The sequence below is a fragment of the Burkholderia sp. Ac-20379 genome (assembly GCF_017104645.1).
Taxonomy (GTDB): Bacteria; Pseudomonadota; Gammaproteobacteria; order Burkholderiales; family Burkholderiaceae; genus Burkholderia.
The window spans coordinates 25,313-43,811 of record NZ_JAAGPF010000010.1; the positions used below are offsets into that span (position 1 = coordinate 25,313).

17 protein-coding genes and 1 pseudogene are annotated in these 18,499 nt (G+C 66.9%); 9 read left to right on the forward strand and 9 right to left on the reverse strand.

Translation table 11 applies throughout. The features are described from left to right. Positions 1–12: 12 nt before the first annotated feature. Positions 13–231, forward strand: a pseudogene (locus G3N92_RS02470) (type II toxin-antitoxin system HipA family toxin); the annotation flags it as partial. A gap of 16 nt (positions 232–247) precedes the next feature. Here the strand turns inward: G3N92_RS02470 and G3N92_RS02475 are convergent. Further along, the gene (locus G3N92_RS02475; RefSeq protein WP_206125849.1) at positions 248–1,207 is read right to left on the reverse strand and encodes a LysR substrate-binding domain-containing protein; all 960 of its coding nucleotides are present in this window, start codon (positions 1,205–1,207) and stop codon (positions 248–250) included. Positions 1,208–1,375: 168 nt separating this feature from the next. Between G3N92_RS02475 and G3N92_RS02480 the strand changes: the two genes are divergently transcribed. The 3 genes from G3N92_RS02480 to G3N92_RS02490 all read left to right on the forward strand — a co-directional run bounded on the left by G3N92_RS02480 (position 1,376) and on the right by G3N92_RS02490 (position 4,578). Further along, on the forward strand, positions 1,376–2,635 hold the full coding sequence (locus G3N92_RS02480) for an MFS transporter (protein ID WP_206125850.1): 1,260 nt from the start codon (positions 1,376–1,378) through the stop codon (positions 2,633–2,635). 358 nt (positions 2,636–2,993) lie between these two features. Then, positions 2,994–4,358, forward strand: coding sequence for a DUF3422 domain-containing protein (locus tag G3N92_RS02485; RefSeq protein WP_206125851.1), 1,365 nt, complete (start codon positions 2,994–2,996; stop codon positions 4,356–4,358). Positions 4,359–4,407: 49 nt separating this feature from the next. Next, entirely contained in the window at positions 4,408–4,578 is a 171-nt protein-coding gene (locus G3N92_RS02490) for a hypothetical protein (protein WP_206125852.1), read from the forward strand. Between the two features lie 104 nt (positions 4,579–4,682). Here the strand turns inward: G3N92_RS02490 and G3N92_RS02495 are convergent, their stop codons facing one another. From G3N92_RS02495 to G3N92_RS02515, 5 genes are all read right to left on the reverse strand, one after another. Continuing rightward, the gene (locus tag G3N92_RS02495; RefSeq protein WP_206125853.1) at positions 4,683–5,960 is read right to left on the reverse strand and encodes an MFS transporter; all 1,278 of its coding nucleotides are present in this window, start codon (positions 5,958–5,960) and stop codon (positions 4,683–4,685) included. A 61-nt stretch (positions 5,961–6,021) separates the two neighbouring features. After that, a complete protein-coding gene (locus tag G3N92_RS02500) occupies positions 6,022–7,185 on the reverse strand; it encodes a porin (RefSeq protein WP_339385928.1) in 1,164 nt (387 codons plus the stop codon). Between the two features lie 450 nt (positions 7,186–7,635). Continuing rightward, positions 7,636–8,385: an SDR family NAD(P)-dependent oxidoreductase gene (locus tag G3N92_RS02505; protein WP_206125854.1), complete on the reverse strand. Its 750-nt coding sequence runs from the start codon at positions 8,383–8,385 to the stop codon at positions 7,636–7,638. 133 nt (positions 8,386–8,518) lie between these two features. After that, positions 8,519–9,418 carry a LysR substrate-binding domain-containing protein gene (locus G3N92_RS02510; protein WP_206125855.1) on the reverse strand — a complete coding sequence of 300 codons (900 nt, stop codon included), beginning with the start codon at positions 9,416–9,418 and terminating at the stop codon, positions 8,519–8,521. 228 nt (positions 9,419–9,646) lie between these two features. Next, the gene (locus tag G3N92_RS02515) at positions 9,647–9,838 is read right to left on the reverse strand and encodes a hypothetical protein (protein WP_206125856.1); all 192 of its coding nucleotides are present in this window, start codon (positions 9,836–9,838) and stop codon (positions 9,647–9,649) included. Between the two features lie 439 nt (positions 9,839–10,277). On the opposite strand from G3N92_RS02515, the gene G3N92_RS02520 reads away from it, so the two are divergent. Next, the gene (locus tag G3N92_RS02520; protein WP_206125857.1) at positions 10,278–10,955 is read left to right on the forward strand and encodes a hypothetical protein; all 678 of its coding nucleotides are present in this window, start codon (positions 10,278–10,280) and stop codon (positions 10,953–10,955) included. Positions 10,956–11,171: 216 nt separating this feature from the next. Here G3N92_RS02520 and G3N92_RS02525 read toward each other — a convergent pair whose 3' ends face one another. Beyond that, positions 11,172–12,530 (reverse strand): MFS transporter, encoded by a 1,359-nt coding sequence (locus G3N92_RS02525; RefSeq protein WP_206125858.1) that lies wholly within the window; start codon positions 12,528–12,530, stop codon positions 11,172–11,174. 274 nt (positions 12,531–12,804) lie between these two features. Between G3N92_RS02525 and G3N92_RS02530 the strand changes: the two genes are divergently transcribed. From G3N92_RS02530 to G3N92_RS02545, 4 genes are all read left to right on the forward strand, one after another. Then, a complete protein-coding gene (locus G3N92_RS02530; RefSeq protein ID WP_206125859.1) occupies positions 12,805–13,365 on the forward strand; it encodes an XRE family transcriptional regulator in 561 nt (186 codons plus the stop codon). Positions 13,366–13,518: 153 nt separating this feature from the next. After that, positions 13,519–14,055 (forward strand): GNAT family N-acetyltransferase, encoded by a 537-nt coding sequence (locus G3N92_RS02535; protein ID WP_206125860.1) that lies wholly within the window; start codon positions 13,519–13,521, stop codon positions 14,053–14,055. Between the two features lie 397 nt (positions 14,056–14,452). After that, positions 14,453–15,595: a porin gene (locus G3N92_RS02540; protein WP_206125861.1), complete on the forward strand. Its 1,143-nt coding sequence runs from the start codon at positions 14,453–14,455 to the stop codon at positions 15,593–15,595. Positions 15,596–15,704: 109 nt separating this feature from the next. Beyond that, positions 15,705–16,700 (forward strand): methyltransferase domain-containing protein, encoded by a 996-nt coding sequence (locus G3N92_RS02545; RefSeq protein ID WP_206125862.1) that lies wholly within the window; start codon positions 15,705–15,707, stop codon positions 16,698–16,700. 9 nt (positions 16,701–16,709) lie between these two features. On the opposite strand, the gene G3N92_RS02550 is transcribed toward G3N92_RS02545, so the two are convergent. Together G3N92_RS02550 and G3N92_RS02555 are read right to left on the reverse strand one after the other, a co-directional pair. Then, a complete protein-coding gene (locus tag G3N92_RS02550; RefSeq protein WP_206125863.1) occupies positions 16,710–17,744 on the reverse strand; it encodes a YncE family protein in 1,035 nt (344 codons plus the stop codon). 29 nt (positions 17,745–17,773) lie between these two features. Then, positions 17,774–18,496 (reverse strand): phosphatase PAP2 family protein, encoded by a 723-nt coding sequence (locus tag G3N92_RS02555; protein ID WP_206125864.1) that lies wholly within the window; start codon positions 18,494–18,496, stop codon positions 17,774–17,776. Positions 18,497–18,499 lie beyond the last annotated feature (3 nt).

Genomic DNA, 18,499 nt, shown 5'->3' on the forward strand with positions numbered 1-18,499 from the left:
CGCGCATTCGCGGAGGCGAACGGGATTGGCCACTTCAACAGCACGGCCCGGAAACTCGGCTATGGAGAAGACGCCGAACCGCTGATCCAGGCCTTGATCGCGCGCACGCCGGCGGCGATCGCGGAAGTGCAGGCCGATCTGCCGCCGGGCTTCTCCCAGCGCGTCGCCGACAAGGTTCTGGGTGGGCTGCTGAGCGCAGTCCAAGCGCTTGAACGGATGCCGCCCGCTTGATCGCCGCGAGGCGGCGTCACGACGTGCCGTTCGCCCCGCCCCCCTGCTGCGCCATCCCCGTCACCCACCGCTCGAACGCCGCCACCGCCTCGTCCCCGGCGCGCTCCTCGTTCACCATCAACGTGAAATCCGGCGCGAGCCACACCGGCCCGGCGATCGGGCACACCAGCCGGCCGGCCGCGAGATCGCGCTCGATCAGCGGCAGCGACGCGAGCGCCACGCCCAGCCCCTCCTGCGCGGCGGCCAGTTGCAGATAGACGTGATCGAATTCCACCTGCCGCGCCGGCTGCAGCCCGGCCGCACCCGCCTCCTTGAGCCAGCGCGACCACGCCGTGCGCGTGCTCGACGAATGCAGCAGCGTGTGATGACGCAGATCGGCGACGCCCTGGATCGGCTTGTGCCGCAGCAGCGCGGGGCTGCACGCCGGAATGCGCGCGTCGGCCATCAGCACGCGCGAGGTGGCACCCGCGCCGGGCTCCGGGCCGGAGCGCACGCCGATGTCGAACGCGTCGCCGATATAGCGCAGCTTGCGCGAGGTGGTGGTCACGCGCACGTCGATTTCCGGGTAGCGCGTGTGGAAATCGCCCAAGCGCGGCAGCAGCCAGCACAGCGCGAAGCTGGCCAGCACGTTGACGCGCACCACGCCCGACACGCGCCGCGGCACCTGATCGTGGCGCAGCCGCGCCGCGCCGAACGCGAGCCGCTCGAACGCGCCGCTGACGTCGCCGAGCAGCGCCGCGCCGTCGTCGGTCAGCACCACGCCGCGCGCGCGGCGCTCGAACAGCGGCACGCCGAACCAATCCTCCAGCAAGCGGATCTGCTTGCCGACGGCCCAGTGCGTGACATGCAGCGCGTCGGCCGCGGCGGCGAAGCTGCCGAGCCGCGCCACCGCCTCGAAATGGCGCAGCGCGTTGAGCGGCGGCAGCGCGTCGCGCTCCGCGCCGTGCCCAGGGCCGATCGGTGCATTGATGCTCATGACGTGACTTTTATTCCCGTGAAGCCCGATATTACGTCAATTGAGCGGCGCGCCGCCGCGCCCTAGAATTTCCCTCGAATCGCCTTGTGGCGCGGGCCAACCCGCGTTTCGATCCGGTTCCTCCACCGCCTCGCGTGCCCCAACCGCCCGTCACCCGCGAAACCGCTCATGCGTTCCAGACTGTCCGCCGTGCTGTCGTCGTTGTCCCCCGCCCGCTCGCCCGAGCCGGCCGCGTCGCCGCGGCGCGTGCTGTGGCTGTCCTGCGTGGCGCACGCGCTGCACGACGGCTACACGGACATGATCTACGTGCTGCTGCCCGTCTGGCAGGCCGATTTCGGCCTCGGCTACGGCGCGCTGGCGATGCTGCGCGGCATCTACGCGGGCACCATGGCGAGCCTGCAACTGCCGGCCGGGCGCGTGGCGCAACGCTTCGGCGCGCGCGCCACGCTGGTGGGCGGCACGCTGCTGGCCTCGCTCGGCTACGCGTGCGCCGGGCTGTCGGGCAGCCTGCTCGGCCTGTGCGTGGCGCTGGCGATCTCGGGCAGCGGCTCGAGCACGCAGCATCCGCTCGCCTCGGGCGCGGTGTCGCGCGCCTACGGCCGCGACGCGCGCGGCCCGCTCAGCGTCTACAACTTCGCCGGCGATCTCGGCAAATCGGCGCTGCCCGCGGCCATTGCGCTGCTGATCACGCTGATGCCGTGGCGGCACGCGCTGTGGCTGATGTCGGTGCTCGGCGGCGTGGTGGCGCTCGGCCTCGCGATGTGGCTGCCGAACCTCGCGCGCTCGGCGGCGGCCAGCGCCGACGCCAAGGCATCCGAAGCATCGGCCTCGCCCGCTCGGGCGGCCCACGGTGCGCGCGCGCTGCGCTACGGGTTCTGGCTGCTGTTCTCGATCGGCGTGTTCGACACCGCCGTGCGGATGGGCGTGCTGACCTTCCTGCCGTTCCTGATGAAGGCCAAGGGCGCGTCGGGGCCGCAGGTCGGCACGGCGCTCGCGCTGGTGTTCATCGGCGGCGCGGCGGGCAAGTTCGCGTGCGGCTGGATCGGCGCGCGGATGGGCGTATGCGGCACGGTGCTGGCCACCGAAAGCGCGACGGCCGCCTGCATCGTCGCGGTGATGTTCGCGCCGCTTGGGCCCACCTGGGTGCTGCTGCCGCTGCTCGGCACGATGCTGAACGGCACGTCGTCGGTGCTGTACGGCACGGTGCCGGAACTATCGCCGGCCGACGGCACCGAGCGCGCGTTCGCGCTGTTCTATACCGGCGCGATCGCGGCCGGAGCCATCGCGCCGGTGCTGTACGGCGTGCTGGGCGACCGGATCGGCGTGACGGGCGCCACCGTGGCGACAGCGCTGACGGCCATCGCGATCCTGCCGATGGCGCTGTTGCTGCGTGGCTATCTGACACCGGACAAAACGTCGCAGGCCTGAGCGCACAGCGCGTTTCCGTTCCACGCGCCCGGTGCGGCGCGCCCCCTCCCGCCTATGTCCCGGCACCGCGGCGATCTCCCGCTTCGGCCCGCCCATCAAGCCTCTCCGGCCGATTCGCCAGCTTGCCGCGCCGTCGTCGTGCTTCACGCGATCGCATGGCCACCGCGCATTCCATCAGAAAACCTGATAGCTCGAATAAGCAATATTCGCTTTGTCGAAGATATTCGCTCCGGCATAGTCGAATCGCGCAGGCAGCCCCGCCGGCCGGTTCGTGATCCTGACCAACCGGCCTCGCCAGGCCGCCGTGCGCGCCGCGCCGAACCTTCGGTTTCCGAACCTTCGACCATTCGCCACGACCATGGATCATCCGCTCCGCGCGGCGCTTGCCGCCGAACTGCATGCCCGGCCATTCCTGCGCGTGACGAGGGCCGTCACGCTGACGCACTTCGCGGTTTACAGCGATGCGGACCCGGCCCTGCACGAAACCCTGCTCCACACGCTGTGCGCGGCGGCCGGTCTGCCCGCGCCGCCCGAGGGCGCAACCCATCACGCCGCCGACAGCACGCTCGGCTGGCAGTTGAAGTGGGAGCGCCACACCGAGTTCTCCACGTTCACGTTCCTCGCGCCGCGCGACGACACGCAGTATTTCGACGACCTCGCCACGCGCCGCATCCCCGCTGGCTGGTTCGCCCAATTGGCCGGCGTGCGCTTCGTGGCGGCGCGGCTCGAACTGTTGTCGGGCAGCGCGGCGCAGGCCGCGCGCGCCTCGGTGCGCGACTGGATCGACGGCCCGGTGCTGACCGGCAGCAACGTGCTCGGCAGCGGCAGCGTGTTCTGCGACTGGACGGTGCGCGACGACGGCTTCATGCGCTTCCTCGTGATCGACGACGATTTCCGCGAGGAACAGGGCGGCCGGCTGCTGCAACGGCTCTACGAGATCGAGACGTATCGCATGATGGCGCTGCTCGCGTTCCCGGCGGCCCGCGCGCTGGGCCGCGAACTCGACGGCATCCACGCGTCGCTGCAGGCGCTGGTGGGCAGCATGGACGGCCGGCTCGCGGCCGGCGACGACGCCGATCTGCTGATGAAGCTGACCCACCTCGCCGCGCGCGTCGAGCATCTGGCCGAGGTCAGCGGGCGCTTCAGCGCGTCGCGCGCCTATGAAAAGCTGGTGCTCGCGCGTATTCACGAACTGCGCGAGGAGCGTATCGAGGGCGTGCCCACCATCTCCGAATTCATGGAGCGCCGGTTCGCGCCGGCCATGGAAACCTGCCGCAGCGTGTGGTCGCGCCACGAGCAGATCGCCGCGCGCATCGCGCGCGCCGTGGACCTGCTGCGCACACGCGTGAATCTCGCGCAGGAGCGCGACGTCACGCGTCTGCTCGAAGGCATGGAGCGCACCTCGCGCAACCAGTTGCATCTGCAGCACGCGGTGGAAGGCCTCTCCGTGGCGGCCATTTCGTACTACGTGCTGTCGCTGGCGGCCACCGCCTTCAAGGCGCTGCACGTGATGAACCTGCCGATCGACCCCGAACTCGCCGAAGGCCTGCTGATCGGCCCGGTGGTGCTCGCGGTGGTGGCGATCACGCGGCGCACGCGCGCGCGGATCCGCGCCGCCGACGCAGCCCACGGCGGCCACGATGCCCATGCCGCGCCGGGCGCGCGCCGCTCCGCAGGCGGCCAGCCGCTGCACGCGGTGCGGCAGCCCACGCCCAGCGCCTGATGCTCAGGATTCCCATCGACTTACCTACCTTCCACTTCACCGAACGATCATGAACGCCATCAACGAAGCTGCCCCCGTCGCCCCGTCCACCGCCGCACGCACGCCGGCCCAGGCCGTCACGCCGTATCGCGCCGTGCTGCAACACCCCACCTCGGCGCTCGCCGGCCACGCGGGCGATCACCCCGACGTCGGCACCAGCGCGATCCTCGGCTACAACTGATCGCCTCGCGCGCGGGCCGTGCAAGCGCAACGGGCGCCGGTGTCGTCGACACGGGCGCCCGTTGCGAAGCGTGCCGCTCGGGCGCGCGTAGGAAATGACGCCACTCAGGCCGGCGTCGGCTCCGGCTGATTGTCGCGGCCGCTGACGAACGCGGCCAGGATCAGCGTGCCGACCAGGCCAACCGTGCCGGCCAGCACGAACGCGCTCAGAAAGCTGCCGGTACGGTCGATCAGCACGCCGGTGATGGCCGGCCCCACAATGCCCGAGCAGTTCGCGAGGCCATGCATGAAGCCGCTCGCGGTGCCCACCTGGTGGCGCGGCACGCTGTCCTGGATGATCGCCCAGTAAGCCGGGCCGGCCAGCATCAGCAGCCCGATCGCCACCGTCATCACGGCCACCGCCGCGGCGCTGTCGTCCACCAGCCCGGTCAGCGCCGTGCACGAGGCCGCGATCAGCAGCGAGGTGACCAGCACCACCTTGCGCGAGAACATCCGGCGGCCGGTGCGGCGGTAGATGGCGTCGACGATGAAGCCGCCCGAGAAGAAACCGATCGCGCCGGTGATCCACGGCAGCGAGCTGACGAGGCTCATGTCCTTCAGGCTGATCCCCTTCGCATCGACCAGATAGCTCGGGAACCAGGTGATGAAGAAGAACAGGATGTAGTTGTAGCAGAACAGCGAAATGCCGGTGGTCACCACCGCGCGGTTCGTGATCACCTCGCGGATCGACACGCGCTTGCCGCTCGGCGCGGGCGCGGCGTCCTGGCCGGCCTCGATGTGGGCCAGCTCGTCGCGGCTCACGCGCGGATGCAGCGCGGGCGTCTCGGTCGCGACGCGCCGCCATGCGATCACCCACAGCAACCCCAGCACCGCCATCACGACGAACGCCGCGCGCCAGCCGAACGACAGCGCGAGGAAGCCGACGATCGGCCCCGCCAGCGCGCCGCCGATCGGGCCGCCAGACTGGCCGATGCCGGCCGCCGTCGCGCGCTCGCCGAGCGGGAACCACGTATTGACGACCTTGTTCGCGGTGGCCGCGTTCGGCCCCTCACCCGCGCCGAACGCGATCCGCACCGCCAGCATCGACCAGAAGCCCGACACCAGCGCGGTCAGCCCGCAGGCCAGCGACCAGAACGTCATCGACACGCCGAGCACGCGGCGGCCGCCGAAACGGTCGGAGAAATACCCGCCGAGGAAGTTGAACAGCGCATAGCCGACCGAGAACGCGCCGAAGATGATGCCCTTCTCGCTCGCGCTCAGGTGAAAGTCGCGCGAGATGAACGGCATGGCGATCGACAGCGCCGAGCGGTCGATGTAGTTGATGACGGTGGCGAGCAGCAGCATCGTCAGGATCGTGGTCCGGTATTGGCCGCGAAATTTCATCGTGTGTCTCCTTGAAGCGGGGCAACGGCGGATGCGCCCGGCGCAGGCCGGGCGCATCCGGTCAGAACTTGTGACGCATGCCGAGCACGACGCCGAGCTGGCGGTTCGACGCCGACGGCGACAGCGCCCACATCTGCGCCACGGCCGCCTGCCCCGTCGAATCCTTGCCCGACGCCTGCTGCGCCATGACGAGCGCGTACACGTCGGTGCGCGGCGACAGGTAGTAGTCGAGCGACACGTCGGCCTCGTGATACGTGACGCGGCCGATGTCGCCGCCCGCCACCGGCGCGCCGTGGATGTACTGATACGACGCGCCGAACTTCAGCGACGGCGTGATCGCGTAGCCGAGCGCCAGCTCGGCCGTGTTGAACGCCGCGGTGCCGCGATAGCCCTGCGGGTTCAGCGACGTCAGCGCGCCGAGGCCCGAGAAGCGCACGTTGGTGTAGGTCGCGGCCACGCTCAGCGCGCCGATCTTGTACGACGCGGTGGCGCCGAGCGTTTCGAGCGTCTGCGCCGAGGCGTAGCCCGAGAAGATCCGGTATGCCGACATGTTGCTGGCGGTGGTGCTCGACGACGGGTTGTTGCCGTAGTACGAGAAGTTCGGATCGCGTGCGTTGACGTAGCCCACGCCGAGGAACAGCGGCCCGTTCGCGTACGATGCGCCGAGCGACCACGCGCGATTGCGATCGAAGCTGCCCGCCACGCCGCCCGTGCTGAACAGGCCGCCGAACTTGAAGCCGCCGTAGCTGACGCTCGCGAACTTCACCGCGTTGTTGATGCGGTAGTCGTTGCCGAGGTTGTCGAATTCGGCGGGGTGGTTGATCAGCAGCGCGGTGCCGGAGCGGCCCGGTTCGACGTAATCGACGATCGCGTCGTATTGGCGGCCGGCGGTGACCGTGCCGTACGGGCTGGCGATGCCCACGTAGGCCTGGCGGCCGAACATCGCGTTGCCCTGGCCCATCGCGCCGGTGGTCGACGAGAAGCCGCTTTCGAGGCGGAAGATCGCCTGATAGCCGCCGCCGAGATCCTCGGTGCCCGTGAGGCCCCAGCGGTTGCCCTGCATCCAGCCGTTCGACATCGCGTACTGGTGCGCGCCGCCGTTGTTGTTGGTGTAGAGCAGGTCGGTGTCGATCACGCCGTACAGCGTGACGCTGCTCTGGGCGTGAGCGGAAAACGGCACGGCGAGGGCGAGCATGCCGAGCAGCGTGAGGCGCGAATGGGTCACTGCGAGTCTCCTGTTTTTCTTTCGTATCACTAATCGATCTGCCTGTCGGCCGGCCCTTCGATGCGCGGCGGCGCGGGTGGCGACGGCATGCTGCGGGCAACGGATGCCGCAGCGGCGGCGCATCGTGCCGCGCGCCGGACATGCGTTGGCAGGACGAATCCTAGAGGGATTGATACGGGCGGGACATTCGCCGTTGGCGGAAACAGGGCAGCCGGTTCCAACGGATGGTACTTGGCCGCCGCGCGCGGTTTCGGGCGGGGACGAACGCGCGGGCGGGATCCGGGTCAACCCGGAACGGGGCGCGGCAACAGGCGGGAAACCACGCAACGGCGCGGCAATCGTCGGGCGAAAGCGGGTGGCGCGCGGGCGCGTCGGCGTGCGCCCGATGCTTGCCGGCGCAACGGATGAAGGCGCGAACGACGGCGCGCATCGAGCGCGCCGCCACGTGCGTCAGTGAATCAGCATGCCGCCGTTCACGTCGAGCGTGACGCCCGTCAGATAGCTCGACAGGTCGCTGATCAGATACAGGCACGCGTTGGCCACGTCGGCCGCCTCGCCGAGGCGGCCGAGCGGAATGCCCTTGACGATGTCGGCGCGCATCGCGCCGGTCAGCTTGTCGCCGGTGATGTCGGTCTGGATCAGGCCCGGCGCGATCGCATTGACGCGAATCCGGTCGCCGCCGAACTCGCGCGCCATCGCCTTGGCGAGCCCGAGCACGCCGGCCTTGGCCGCGCTGTAGTGCGGGCCGCCGAAGATGCCGCCGCCGCGCTGCGCCGACACCGACGACATGCACACGATGCTGCCGCCGCCCTGCGCCTGCATCGCCGGAATCACGGCCTGCGACATGTACAGCGAGCCGCGCAGGTTGACGCCGACGATCGCGTCGAAGCCGTCCGCCGAAATCTCGAGCGTGCGCACCGGCTGCGTGATGCCCGCGTTGTTGACCAGCCCGTCGATGCGGCCGAACCGTTCGAGCGCGGCGCGCGCCGCCGCCAGGCAGGCGGCCTTGTCGGTCACGTCGCAGGCGAGGCCCAGATGCTCCGCGCCGAGATCGGCCGCGGCCGCCTGCGCGTCGTCGCGCCGCACATCGAGGATCGCCACGCGCGCGCCCTGCGCCGCCAGCGCGCGCGCCGTAGCCTTGCCGATGCCGCGCGGCGAAGCCGCGCCCGTCACGATGACCGCCTTGCCTGCGAGCAACATCGCCTGTCTCCGGGTTGTGTTCGGAACGGCAGTGTCGCGCCGGCCGCGCGCCACATCAACGCGGTCCCGCTCAACATCGGCTGAGAAATTTTCAGGTCGGGCGCGAGGGGGCCGCAAGCCGCCTCGAATCGCCTCAGATGCCGCCCGCCGCGTGCTCGCGTTCGATCCAGGCCAGGAAGCGCGCCACGCGCGGCAGCTCGCCGTTCCGCGACGGGTAGGCCAGATGGTGCGCGCCCACCTCCACGCGGTGCGCCTCACCGAACACCGGCACCAGCAGCCCGTCGCGGATGCGCGCCGAGGCCAGCATCAGCGATTCGAGCGCGATGCCGAGGCCCAGCGCGGCCGCCTCCAGCGACATGTACGAGCGGTCGAACGAGAAATCGAACGTCTTCTGCTTGCCCGGCACGCCGGTGCGGGCGAACCACTGCTTCCATTGCAGCAGCGGCGATTCGGAATTGATCAGCCGGTGGCCGAGCAGATCGCCGGGCGCGGCAACCGGATGGCGCGCCAGATAGGCCGGCGAGGCCAGCGGCGCGATGGTTTCGGCGCGCAGCGTGCGCACTTCGAGGTTGTCCCAGTTGCCGTAGCCGTGGCGGATGTCGATGTCGTAGAAGCCGTTCGAGAACGACACGTTCTCGTACGAGCAGGCCAGGTTGAGCTGGATGTCGCCGTTGGCCGCCTGGAACGACGCCAGCCGCGGCAGCAGCCACATCAGCCCGAAGCTCGGGCTCGAATGCACGCGCAGGATCTCCACGCCCTTGCCGCCTTTGTCGCCAGACGCGCGCTCGGTGGCGCGGCTCAGGTCGGCCAGCGAGCCGGTCACGTCGGCCAGGTATTGCTCGCCGGTGGGCGTCAGCACCATGCCGCGCCCCGAGCGGACGAACAGATCCTGGCCGATGGTCGCCTCGAGGTTGGCGATCTGGTGGCTGACGGCCGAGGGCGTCAGGCCCAACTCCTCGGCGGCGCGGTTCACGCTTTGGGTCCGGGCGACGCACTCGAAGGCGATGATGGATTTCAGCGGCGGGATGCGCATCGTGACGAGGCCCGGTGGCGATCGAAGGACCCCGGCGGCGGCGCGGCGGCCGCGCTCCGGGAGGGCAATCGACATTATGCGAAGTTCGCCGGCCGGTGCGCAGTGCGGTGGTACAGGGAGGGAGCCCGCAACCTGCGATTGCATCTCCGCTTGACGTTGCTTGGACCTTGAGTAGCGCGACGCTTGAGAGCCCTGGATCTCCCAAAACCCACCCGGCGCCCCGGACTTTCACGTCGCGGCTTGTCTAAGGACCTCGATGCAGTCGAATACGTCGGCGCACGCCATATCGCTGATTTCATGAACGCGCTTGCGAATCCGCTCATTCCTCAGCCTAATGAAAATGATTCCGTCGTGACGTTGCCCCATCAATTGCCGTGCAAATTCATAGCGAGCGCCAGCCACTACCACCAGCCGGTTCATGCTAAACCTCGCGCTGAGCGCCTTATTTATGCACATGCTGCCAGATTTCGCATTGCTCAAATCATACGAGTTCATTGTCAACTTTATAAATACCCAATCGACCTGAGCGTCGATCAATAAAAATTACTTGCATTACCTACCTATTGAATTTCTATAATTGTATGAAGTTAAAAAGAAACAAAATGTAACAGATCATCGATCACTACGTTATCAGTGCTTAACTCGCGCGGCGGGAGCAAATACCTTTCGCATCCATTTCAAAATGAGACGATCAGAGGGGGCATTAAATTTCGTCGAATTTGAAATTTTCCAGCCAAAGAAACTTGCCTTTTCTCGCTACAACAACCGAGAGCACCTGGCAAGCGTGGCATATAAAATCCGTTCTCTTTAAAAAATGGGGTAAATAATGAAGAATGTAAAATTTGCTGCTGGTTTAATCATGCTATCGATCGTGACCGGCTGTGCCACAGGTATATCTCAGCCAACAGTTCAAATGGACGCACTCCTGAAATCTCCTTGGAATGTCAATAGTAAAGATTGGATTCCGACCGAACCAATGATTTACGATCTTTCAGAGTTGGGTTTCTCAGGACTCAACTCGGAACAGATGCTGACAAAACTCGCAGTCGGACAGTGGACAACTACGATTGGAAAAATCGACGAGAAGGGGTCAATCAGTTATCTTGTGGCAACGGGTGGGCTGGAAAGGGGAATGTATAAAATATCGTACGAATTCCTACGATACATAGTTGTTCCTGTCACAAATCCAAACACTAAAAAAGACTACGCCCTTGCCCGCATCGGAATCGGCGTTCGAGTTGATGCTGTCGTGAATACAACCAAGGCCGGATTAGATCTTGGCAGCCTATTCAAGCTAGGCATCGCAGCTTCAACCCAGAAAGCACAGGGAGCGATTACGGTCCAGACAATTGGAATTTCATCGCCCGGAATTAATTCCGCAAACTTCAGCTCCCAAACAATTGACGAAAATTCGATTGAAAGGATCTACGAATCGATCGGGCTCATCAATGCAAAGCTCGATGATGCGAAAACAGTTCTGACACCGATGGAAGTTGCGGTTAAGTATTACCCGAAGGAGCCAAACTCGCCTCAGTAAGGACTCCCCCCTCCCAGAGGCGATAAAAACCCGGCGTCAAGCCGGGTTGAATAAAATTACTGAAAAACCGAATTCAAGCACATTGCTTTTACCGAGAACCACGAGAGGAAGCCGCCTCTCCTCTATATTCCGTTCGGGGCGGCCCAACTGAATACCGCTGCCCGTTGGGCGACGTTCTGAACTCGCAGCCCCATCTCTACATTGGGTTAGCCACGCTCAATGCCCCAGCGATTCGATCTTCTCCCCGCTCGGCGCAACCTGCTGCGGACGCACGCTCTGCTTGACCAGCAGCGCGACGCACGACACCAGGCCGGCCACGGCGACGGTGGCGAACACATTGGCGAAGCTGACGTGGCGCGCCGTGAGATTGGCGACCAGGAACGAGCCGGCGATGCCGCCGAAGCGGCCGATACCGAGCATCCACGCCACGCCCGTGCCGCGGCCGGCCGTGGGATAGAACGCGGCGGCCAGCGCCGGCAGCGACGATTGCGCCGTGTTCATCAGCACGCCGGCCAGGAACACGATCACCACCAGCGCGCCCACGTTGCCCGCGGCCTGCCCGATGAAGTAGACGCTCACCGCCGTCAGCGCATAGCACACGGCCACCACGCGGTTGGCGTTGAAACGGTCCATCAGCACGCCGCTGAGCACCGCGCCCACGCCGCCGAGCGGGAACAGCGCGGAAATCAGCGTGGCCGTTTTCGGCGCGAGGCCGGCGTCCTTGAGCAGGATCGGCATCCAGTTGATCGACGCGTAGAAGATCACGAGGCCCATGAAATAGGCGATCCAGAGCATCACCGAGCCGACGATGTACTGGCGCGACAGCACCACGGCCGCGCCCTTGCCCGGCGTCTGCGGGGCGGTTTCGGTCAGCACGAAGCCGCCCGCTTCCATCGCCGTCGCCGACACGCGCGCCAGCGTCGCGCGGATCCGCTCGACCGGCTTGCGCGTGGCCACCATGAAGCGCACCGATTCCGGCATCTTCGCCATCAGCGCCACGCTGAGCACCAGCGGCGCGATACCGCCGAGCATCAGCACGCTGCGCCAGCCGAACTGCGGGATGATCCAGGCGGCCAGGAAGCCGCCGAGCGCCGCGCCCAGCGGGAAGCCGCAGAACATCAGGTTGATCACGGTGGCGCGGCGGCGGTCGGGGCAGAACTCGCCCATCATCGTGACCGCGTTCGGCATCGCCGCGCCGAGGCCCACGCCGGTGATGAAGCGCAGCGTGGTCAGCTCGCCGATGCTCGACGAGAACGCCGAGCCGAGGCAGGCCACGCCGAACAGCAGCACCGAGCCGGTCAGCAACACGCGCCGCCCGAGGCGGTCGGACAGCGGCCCCGAGGCGAGCGCGCCGCAAGCCAGGCCGAACAGCGCGGCGCTCAGCACCGGCGCGAGATCGGGTTTGGTCAGATGCCATTCGGAGAGCAACGACGGCGCGATGAAGCCGATCGCGGCCGTGTCGAAACCGTCGAGCAGCACGATCACGAAGCACATCAGGAAGATCAGCCACTGAAAGGCGCCGAACGGCTGTTCGTTGATGAACGTCTGCACGTTCACGACGGGGCTACGACTCATCTCGGTCTCCTGCGGCGGTGGGCGGACTGCGCCGCCTCTGTCACGTTGATCGGCTCGGCTGCGTCAAAAAAATTCGCATGTCGAACTTTGGTTTCTAAGATGAACACTTTAGTGTTGCGACGCAAGATCGGTCAACGCGGGGTAGTACTAATGGTGATCGTCATGCGGGAGAAAGCTTGTCGTGAGGTTGGCGGCTCGCGTCGCGTGGCTTGACAGGCGAATATCGATCATCCAGTTTACCGGACGTCATATCCATCAAACTGGAAACCGCCTCATGACCGTCCACGCCCGGATCGCCGAACGCCTGCGCGCCCTGCGCGACGCCCAAGGCTGGCCGCTCGATGCGCTGGCCGAGCGCAGCGGCGTCAGCCGTTCCCACATCTCGCTGATCGAGCGCGGCGAGAGCAGCCCCACCGCAGTGGTACTCGACAAGCTCGCCACCGCGCTCGGCGTGCCGCTGGCCTCGTTCTTCGGCGAGGCCGAAAGCGATGCCGCACCCTCGTCCATCGCGCGCGCGGCCGAGCAGCCGGAGTGGACCGATCCGGCCTCTGGCTACCGGCGCCGCCAGCTTTCGCCGGCGCTGCCCTCGCCGATCCAGCTCGTCGAGGTGCGGTTTCCGGCCGGCGAGCGCGTGCATTTCGACACCAGCGCGCGCGACGCCGACATCCACCAGCAGATCTGGCTCATCGAAGGCGTGATGGACATCAGCGCCGGCGACACCACCTGGCGACTCGAAGCCGGCGACTGCGTGGCGATGCGGCTCGATTGCCCGATGCGGTTCCACAACCCGACGCGCGAGCCCGCACGCTACCTGGTCGCGCTCGGCACGCGCTGAACGCCCGTCGTTTTCCTTGAGAGCCTGCCGTGTCCGTCGCGCCCCTCGCGTCCACGCTTGCGCCGCGCCATCTCGACGCCCGCCATAACCCGACATGCAACGCAGCGCGCTTCTCGTCGCGCTGAACGCCGGTCTTTTCTTCATGGAGCCTGTATGTCCGCGACATCCGCATTCCCGTTGCGCCGCCTCGACGCCCGCGAGGCCGAAGCCCGATGCGCCGAGCTGGCCGACGTGCTGATCGATTGCGTCGAAGGCGGCGCGTCGGTCGGCTTCATGCTGCCGATCGCGCGCGAAACGGCGCTGCGGTTCTGGGAGGCAGTGGCACGCGAGGTCGCGCCGGGCCGCCGCGTGCTGCTGGTGGCCGAGGATGCGGAAGGTGTGGCGATGGGCACGGTGCAGTTGATCGCGGCGCAGCCCGAGAACCAACCGCATCGCGCCGACGTCGCGAAGATGCTCGTGCATCGGCGGGCGCGGCGGCAGGGCGTGGGCGAGGCGTTGATGCGAGCGATCGAGGCCGAGGCGCGCGAGGCCGGCAAGACGGTGCTGGTGCTCGACACCGAAACGGGCGGTGCGGCCGAGCGGCTGTATCGGCGCGCCGGCTGGCAGCGCGTGGGCGACGTGCCCGGCTACGCGCTGATGCCGGACGGCGCGCCGTGCGGCACGACGTTCTATACGAAGCGGATCGGCTGAACGCCGCGCGCCCGACGCGGCAACGCGACCGCCCCGCTGGCGCGCCAGGTCGGTGAGGTTGAGCGACAGGCCCGGCTCGATCACGACCGCAACATGTTCCGCCACACCTCGGCCGGGTTCGATTTCGGAAAAACAAATCGTGTCGAGCCCGCATCCGCCGCCGGCCATCGAAAAAACAACGGACTACGACGCAATTCTGAATTGAAGGCGGCATAGCCGGCGCGCCCCAATAAGATCCTCACGCCTTGAAGCGCTGCCGCCGATGGCTCGGCCCACCGCGTGCTCGCATGCTTCATCGATTGCGCCCCCTCGAAAATTCCGCGTGCGGTTCGAACATCGCGCCGCTCGAAGGCTCACCTGAAGCCTGGAGCAACCTGCACGCCATAGGAGATCCACCATGGACAAAACCCTCGTGAGCGTGGGCCTAGCCGGCGCGCTCTGCACGCTGCCCGCCCTCGCCAGCGCACAAAGCAGCGTGACCTTGTACGGCCTGATCGACGCCGGCATGACCTATGCCAGCAACCAGCATGGCAGCCACGCCTTCCAGGCAACGAGCGGCGATACCAACGGTTCACGCTGGGGGATCCGCGGCGCGGAAGATCTCGGTGCCGGCTTGAAGGCGATTTTCGTGCTCGAGAACGGTTTCAACGTGCAGACCGGCGCGCTGGGCCAGAACGGTCGCATGTTCGGACGCCAGGCGTTTGCGGGCCTGTCGAGCGACGCCTACGGTGCGGTGACGCTCGGCCGCCAGTACGACTCGATGGTGGATTTCGTCGGCCCGCTCTCGCTGACCGGCACCCAGTACGGCGGTACCCATTTCGGGCACCCGTACGACAACGACAACCTCGACAACTCGTTTCGCGTCAGCAATTCGGTCAAGTACACCAGCATCAGCTACGGCGGCCTGAAATTCGGCGGACTGTACGGCTTCTCCAATCAAGCCGGCGGCTTCGCATCGAATCGCGCCTACAGCGCGGGGGTGTCGTACAGCAACGGGCCGTTGAATGCGGCCATCGGCTATCTGCAATTGAATAACGCCGGCGCGGCACTCGCCAACGGTGCAGTCAGCAACGACGCGACGTTCTCGGCGCGCGTTCAGCGCACGTTCGGGGGCGGCGCCAGCTATGCGTTCGGCCCGGCCGTGGCGGGCATCGTGATCACGCAGACGATGCTGCAGGCCGCCAGCTCGATCGGCGCCTATGCGTCGGGCACCGCCAGCGGCTTCGGCCTGAACAACACGGGCGCGCGCTTCACGAACTACGAGGTCAACGGCCGCTACAACTTCACGCCGGCTGTCTCGCTGATCGGCTCTTACACGTTCACCGATGCCCGGCTGGCGGGCGCCAGCCCGAAGTTCAACCAGGTGAACCTGCGTGCGGACTACATGCTGTCGAAGCGTACCGACGTCTATGTCGAGGGCGAATATCAGCACGTCGGCAGCACCGGGAAATCCGGTATCACGGCCGATCTGCTCGGCTTCTCCGCCTCGTCGTCGAACAGCCAGCTCGCCGCGACGATCGGCATTCGCACGCGCTTCTAAGCGGACAGCCGCGTATCGCATTGCCGGCGGGCCAATTGCCCGAGTCCGCCCGCCGGCAACGGGTCATGCCACCAGGCGCCCGACGGCCCGCCATCTTCCGCCCAATCGAATGGAACACCGACCCATCCAATCCGTACGCCCCGGCCCGTCGCCGGCCCCGGATCGCACATGCGCGGCTGACGACGTCGGGCCGCCCGCATCCGACCTGTGGTCGGATTGGCTGCTGCATATCCGCCATGGCGGCAACGCCGATCTCGAAGCCGAGATCAACGCCGAGCTCGAACCTTGCCTGCAACGCGTGCTGGATAGCGCGAAGCTCGGACCGGGCATGACCTTGGCCGATATCGGCACGGGGGCCGGGCTGGTGGGTTTCGGCGCCATCGACAGGATCGGCCCATCGCTGCACGTTCTGATGACCGACGTATCGGCCCCGCTGCTTCGACATGCGCAGGCGCTCGCGGTGCAGCGCGGCGTCGCCAGCCAGTGCACGTTGATCGAATGCCCGGCGGATTCCCTCCTGGCCATTCAAGACAACGCTGTCGATGCTGTGTGCACGCGCGCGGTTCTGGCATACGTCGCCGACAAGCCCGCGGCGATGCGCGAATTCTTTCGCATCCTGCACCCGGGAGGGCGACTGTCGTTGTCGGAGCCGGTAATGCGGGACGCCGCCATCGAAACACATTCGCTACGGGAAGCCGTCGCGAGCCTGCCCGATTCTTCCGAAGCGCGCTTTCTGCGATTGCTGCATCGCTGGAAGGCCGCACAATTTCCGGACACCGAAGAAAAAATCTCGGCCAGCGCGCTGGCGAACTACGGCGAGCGCGACCTGGTCCGGTTTGCGCTGGAAGCGGGCTTCGAGCAAGTTCACCTGGAGCTGCACATCGATGTCCGCCCCGCCCCGGTGACGTCCTGGGACGTGCTGCTACGCTGCTCGCCCCACCCGTGGGCGCCCACGCTCGAGACCGTTCTCGCCACGCAGTTCACGCCCGCGGAACGGCTGTGCTTCGAACAGTGGCTGCGGCCGCGGGTCGAGGCGCGGCAGTTGCGCATGGCCGAGCGCGTGACCTATCTGAGCGGCACCAAGCCGATGGCGCACGCCGGATGACCTGATAGCTCAATGCGCGGGCCGCACCACCATGACGTTGTCCGTACCGGACGCCACATCGGAATGGCGGCGCGCCGGCGTGTCGGGAGGCACCGTCGACGACACCAGGTAGGCCCGATGTCTCGCTTCATCGAGCACGATCGTGCCGGTGCCCTGTTGCGTGAGGACGGTATCGACGACGCGGTACCGGTTAGCGGCATCTTCGTGGACGACGCTCATCGTCCCGTCACCGCCGTTCGGCACGAACACCAGCTTGAGCAACGGATCGAACGCCACCATGCCGGGGCGCCCGCCGATCGGCACGCTGGCGATTTCCTCGCCCGAGCGGGCATCGACGACATCGAGAACATGGTTGGCGCACGCGGCGAACAGGCGCTGCGTATCGCTGTCGATGGCGAGTCCGGACAGCTTCTCGCAACGTGCCAGCGGCCAGTGCGCCAGCACGTTGTTGCCCACGCCGTTGATGGCGACGATCTCCGCCTTGTCTGCCATCGCAACGAACACCCGGCCGCTTCCATCGCTCGCGAGCGATGCCGGCTTTCCGCCGACCGCCACGGTCGCAACGATCTTTCGCGACACGATATCGAGCGCGCTGACGCTGGCGTCATGGCCGTTGCCGATATACAGCCGGTTGAGCTCGGGCACGTAGCGGATGGCGTCGGGGCCCGCACCGCCGGCCTTGATCGTGTCGACGCTCCGTAGCGAATCGAGCTCGACGACCGAGATGCTGTTGGCACGGTCATTGGTGATGAAGCCAAGCTTCAACGGTTGGACAAAGGCAAAGCCGTGAACCCCATTCGTGCCGGGGAGGGTTCCGGCCAGCTTGCCGGTATCTGCATCCACGACCAGCACATCGCTGCCGCGGCCGACGAACAGCCGTCGCCGCGCGGCGTCGTAGCCGAGCTCATCCCGACGCGCCTGGCCGCCCAGCCCGTACCGGTTCGCGACTTCGAAGGCGGGAGACGAGGCTGCCGCGCCGCGGCCGGCATCGGCGACCGACGCCAGGGCGAACGCCAGCGTGATGAGCGCGGTATGTATCGACATGGTTGAGGCTCGCTTCGACGGCGGCCGTCTCAATGCATCCCCAACGCGCCGCGCAGTTCCGTGCGAGCCGCCAGGAAATCGGCCTTGAATGTCGGATTCCGCATCATCTGCGCGGCGATGACCGTCGCGTCGATACGCCCCGCCTCGACGTCGCTCGGATAATGAACACCATCCACCACGCGATGCTCGCCGAACAACCTGCCGCGGGCGTAAATCTCGGCGCGTTTTTCCGGCACCATGTTGGCGAGCAGGATCGCGTCCAGATAGCCCATCGTCGCGTGACCGCTGGGATACGATTCATAGGCGCCTGCCGCGTGCTCGGGCACCGTGGGATGCACCTGGCTCGATGCGACATACGGCCTGGCCCGATGAAAGTACGCCTTGGCGGGCTTGACGGCAAGGCTCGCCTCGTGGTTCGCCACCTCGAACAACGCGGCCAGTTTCGGCAGATTTTCCGGCATGAAGGCCGGGCCGAGCACGTCGGCAAACCGGAACACGGATTTCTGAACGTCCGCGATGCCGGCTGCCACCTCCTCGCTCGTGCGCGTATTCTGAACCGTCAGGACTGCTTCCAGATCTCGGCGCTGGGCGGCCGAACCCGGCTCCGGCGGAGGCGCGAGCAACGCCGCGACGTCGATCTCGTCCGGAGACAGATATACGCTGTCCCTGGCCTGCGCGAATGACACCGTGAGGCCGAAAGACACCGCCGATGCAGCAATGACGGCGCGGGTAATGTTGTCGTTGATACTCATGAT

Coding starts and splice junctions, on each gene's coding strand:
- G3N92_RS02540 (WP_206125861.1), top strand. CDS start 14,453: ATGGACAAAACCCTCGTGAGCGTGGGCCTAGCCGGCGCGCTCTGCACG.
- G3N92_RS02480 (WP_206125850.1), top strand. CDS start 1,376: ATGCGTTCCAGACTGTCCGCCGTGCTGTCGTCGTTGTCCCCCGCCCGC.
- G3N92_RS02530 (WP_206125859.1), top strand. CDS start 12,805: ATGACCGTCCACGCCCGGATCGCCGAACGCCTGCGCGCCCTGCGCGAC.
- G3N92_RS02555 (WP_206125864.1), bottom strand. CDS start 18,496: ATGAGTATCAACGACAACATTACCCGCGCCGTCATTGCTGCATCGGCG.
- G3N92_RS02490 (WP_206125852.1), top strand. CDS start 4,408: ATGAACGCCATCAACGAAGCTGCCCCCGTCGCCCCGTCCACCGCCGCA.
- G3N92_RS02550 (WP_206125863.1), bottom strand. CDS start 17,744: ATGTCGATACATACCGCGCTCATCACGCTGGCGTTCGCCCTGGCGTCG.
- G3N92_RS02495 (WP_206125853.1), bottom strand. CDS start 5,960: ATGAAATTTCGCGGCCAATACCGGACCACGATCCTGACGATGCTGCTG.
- G3N92_RS02520 (WP_206125857.1), top strand. CDS start 10,278: ATGCTATCGATCGTGACCGGCTGTGCCACAGGTATATCTCAGCCAACA.
- G3N92_RS02545 (WP_206125862.1), top strand. CDS start 15,705: ATGGAACACCGACCCATCCAATCCGTACGCCCCGGCCCGTCGCCGGCC.
- G3N92_RS02515 (WP_206125856.1), bottom strand. CDS start 9,838: ATGAACCGGCTGGTGGTAGTGGCTGGCGCTCGCTATGAATTTGCACGG.
- G3N92_RS02525 (WP_206125858.1), bottom strand. CDS start 12,530: ATGAGTCGTAGCCCCGTCGTGAACGTGCAGACGTTCATCAACGAACAG.
- G3N92_RS02485 (WP_206125851.1), top strand. CDS start 2,994: ATGGATCATCCGCTCCGCGCGGCGCTTGCCGCCGAACTGCATGCCCGG.
- G3N92_RS02510 (WP_206125855.1), bottom strand. CDS start 9,418: ATGCGCATCCCGCCGCTGAAATCCATCATCGCCTTCGAGTGCGTCGCC.
- G3N92_RS02475 (WP_206125849.1), bottom strand. CDS start 1,207: ATGAGCATCAATGCACCGATCGGCCCTGGGCACGGCGCGGAGCGCGAC.
- G3N92_RS02535 (WP_206125860.1), top strand. CDS start 13,519: ATGTCCGCGACATCCGCATTCCCGTTGCGCCGCCTCGACGCCCGCGAG.
- G3N92_RS02505 (WP_206125854.1), bottom strand. CDS start 8,385: ATGTTGCTCGCAGGCAAGGCGGTCATCGTGACGGGCGCGGCTTCGCCG.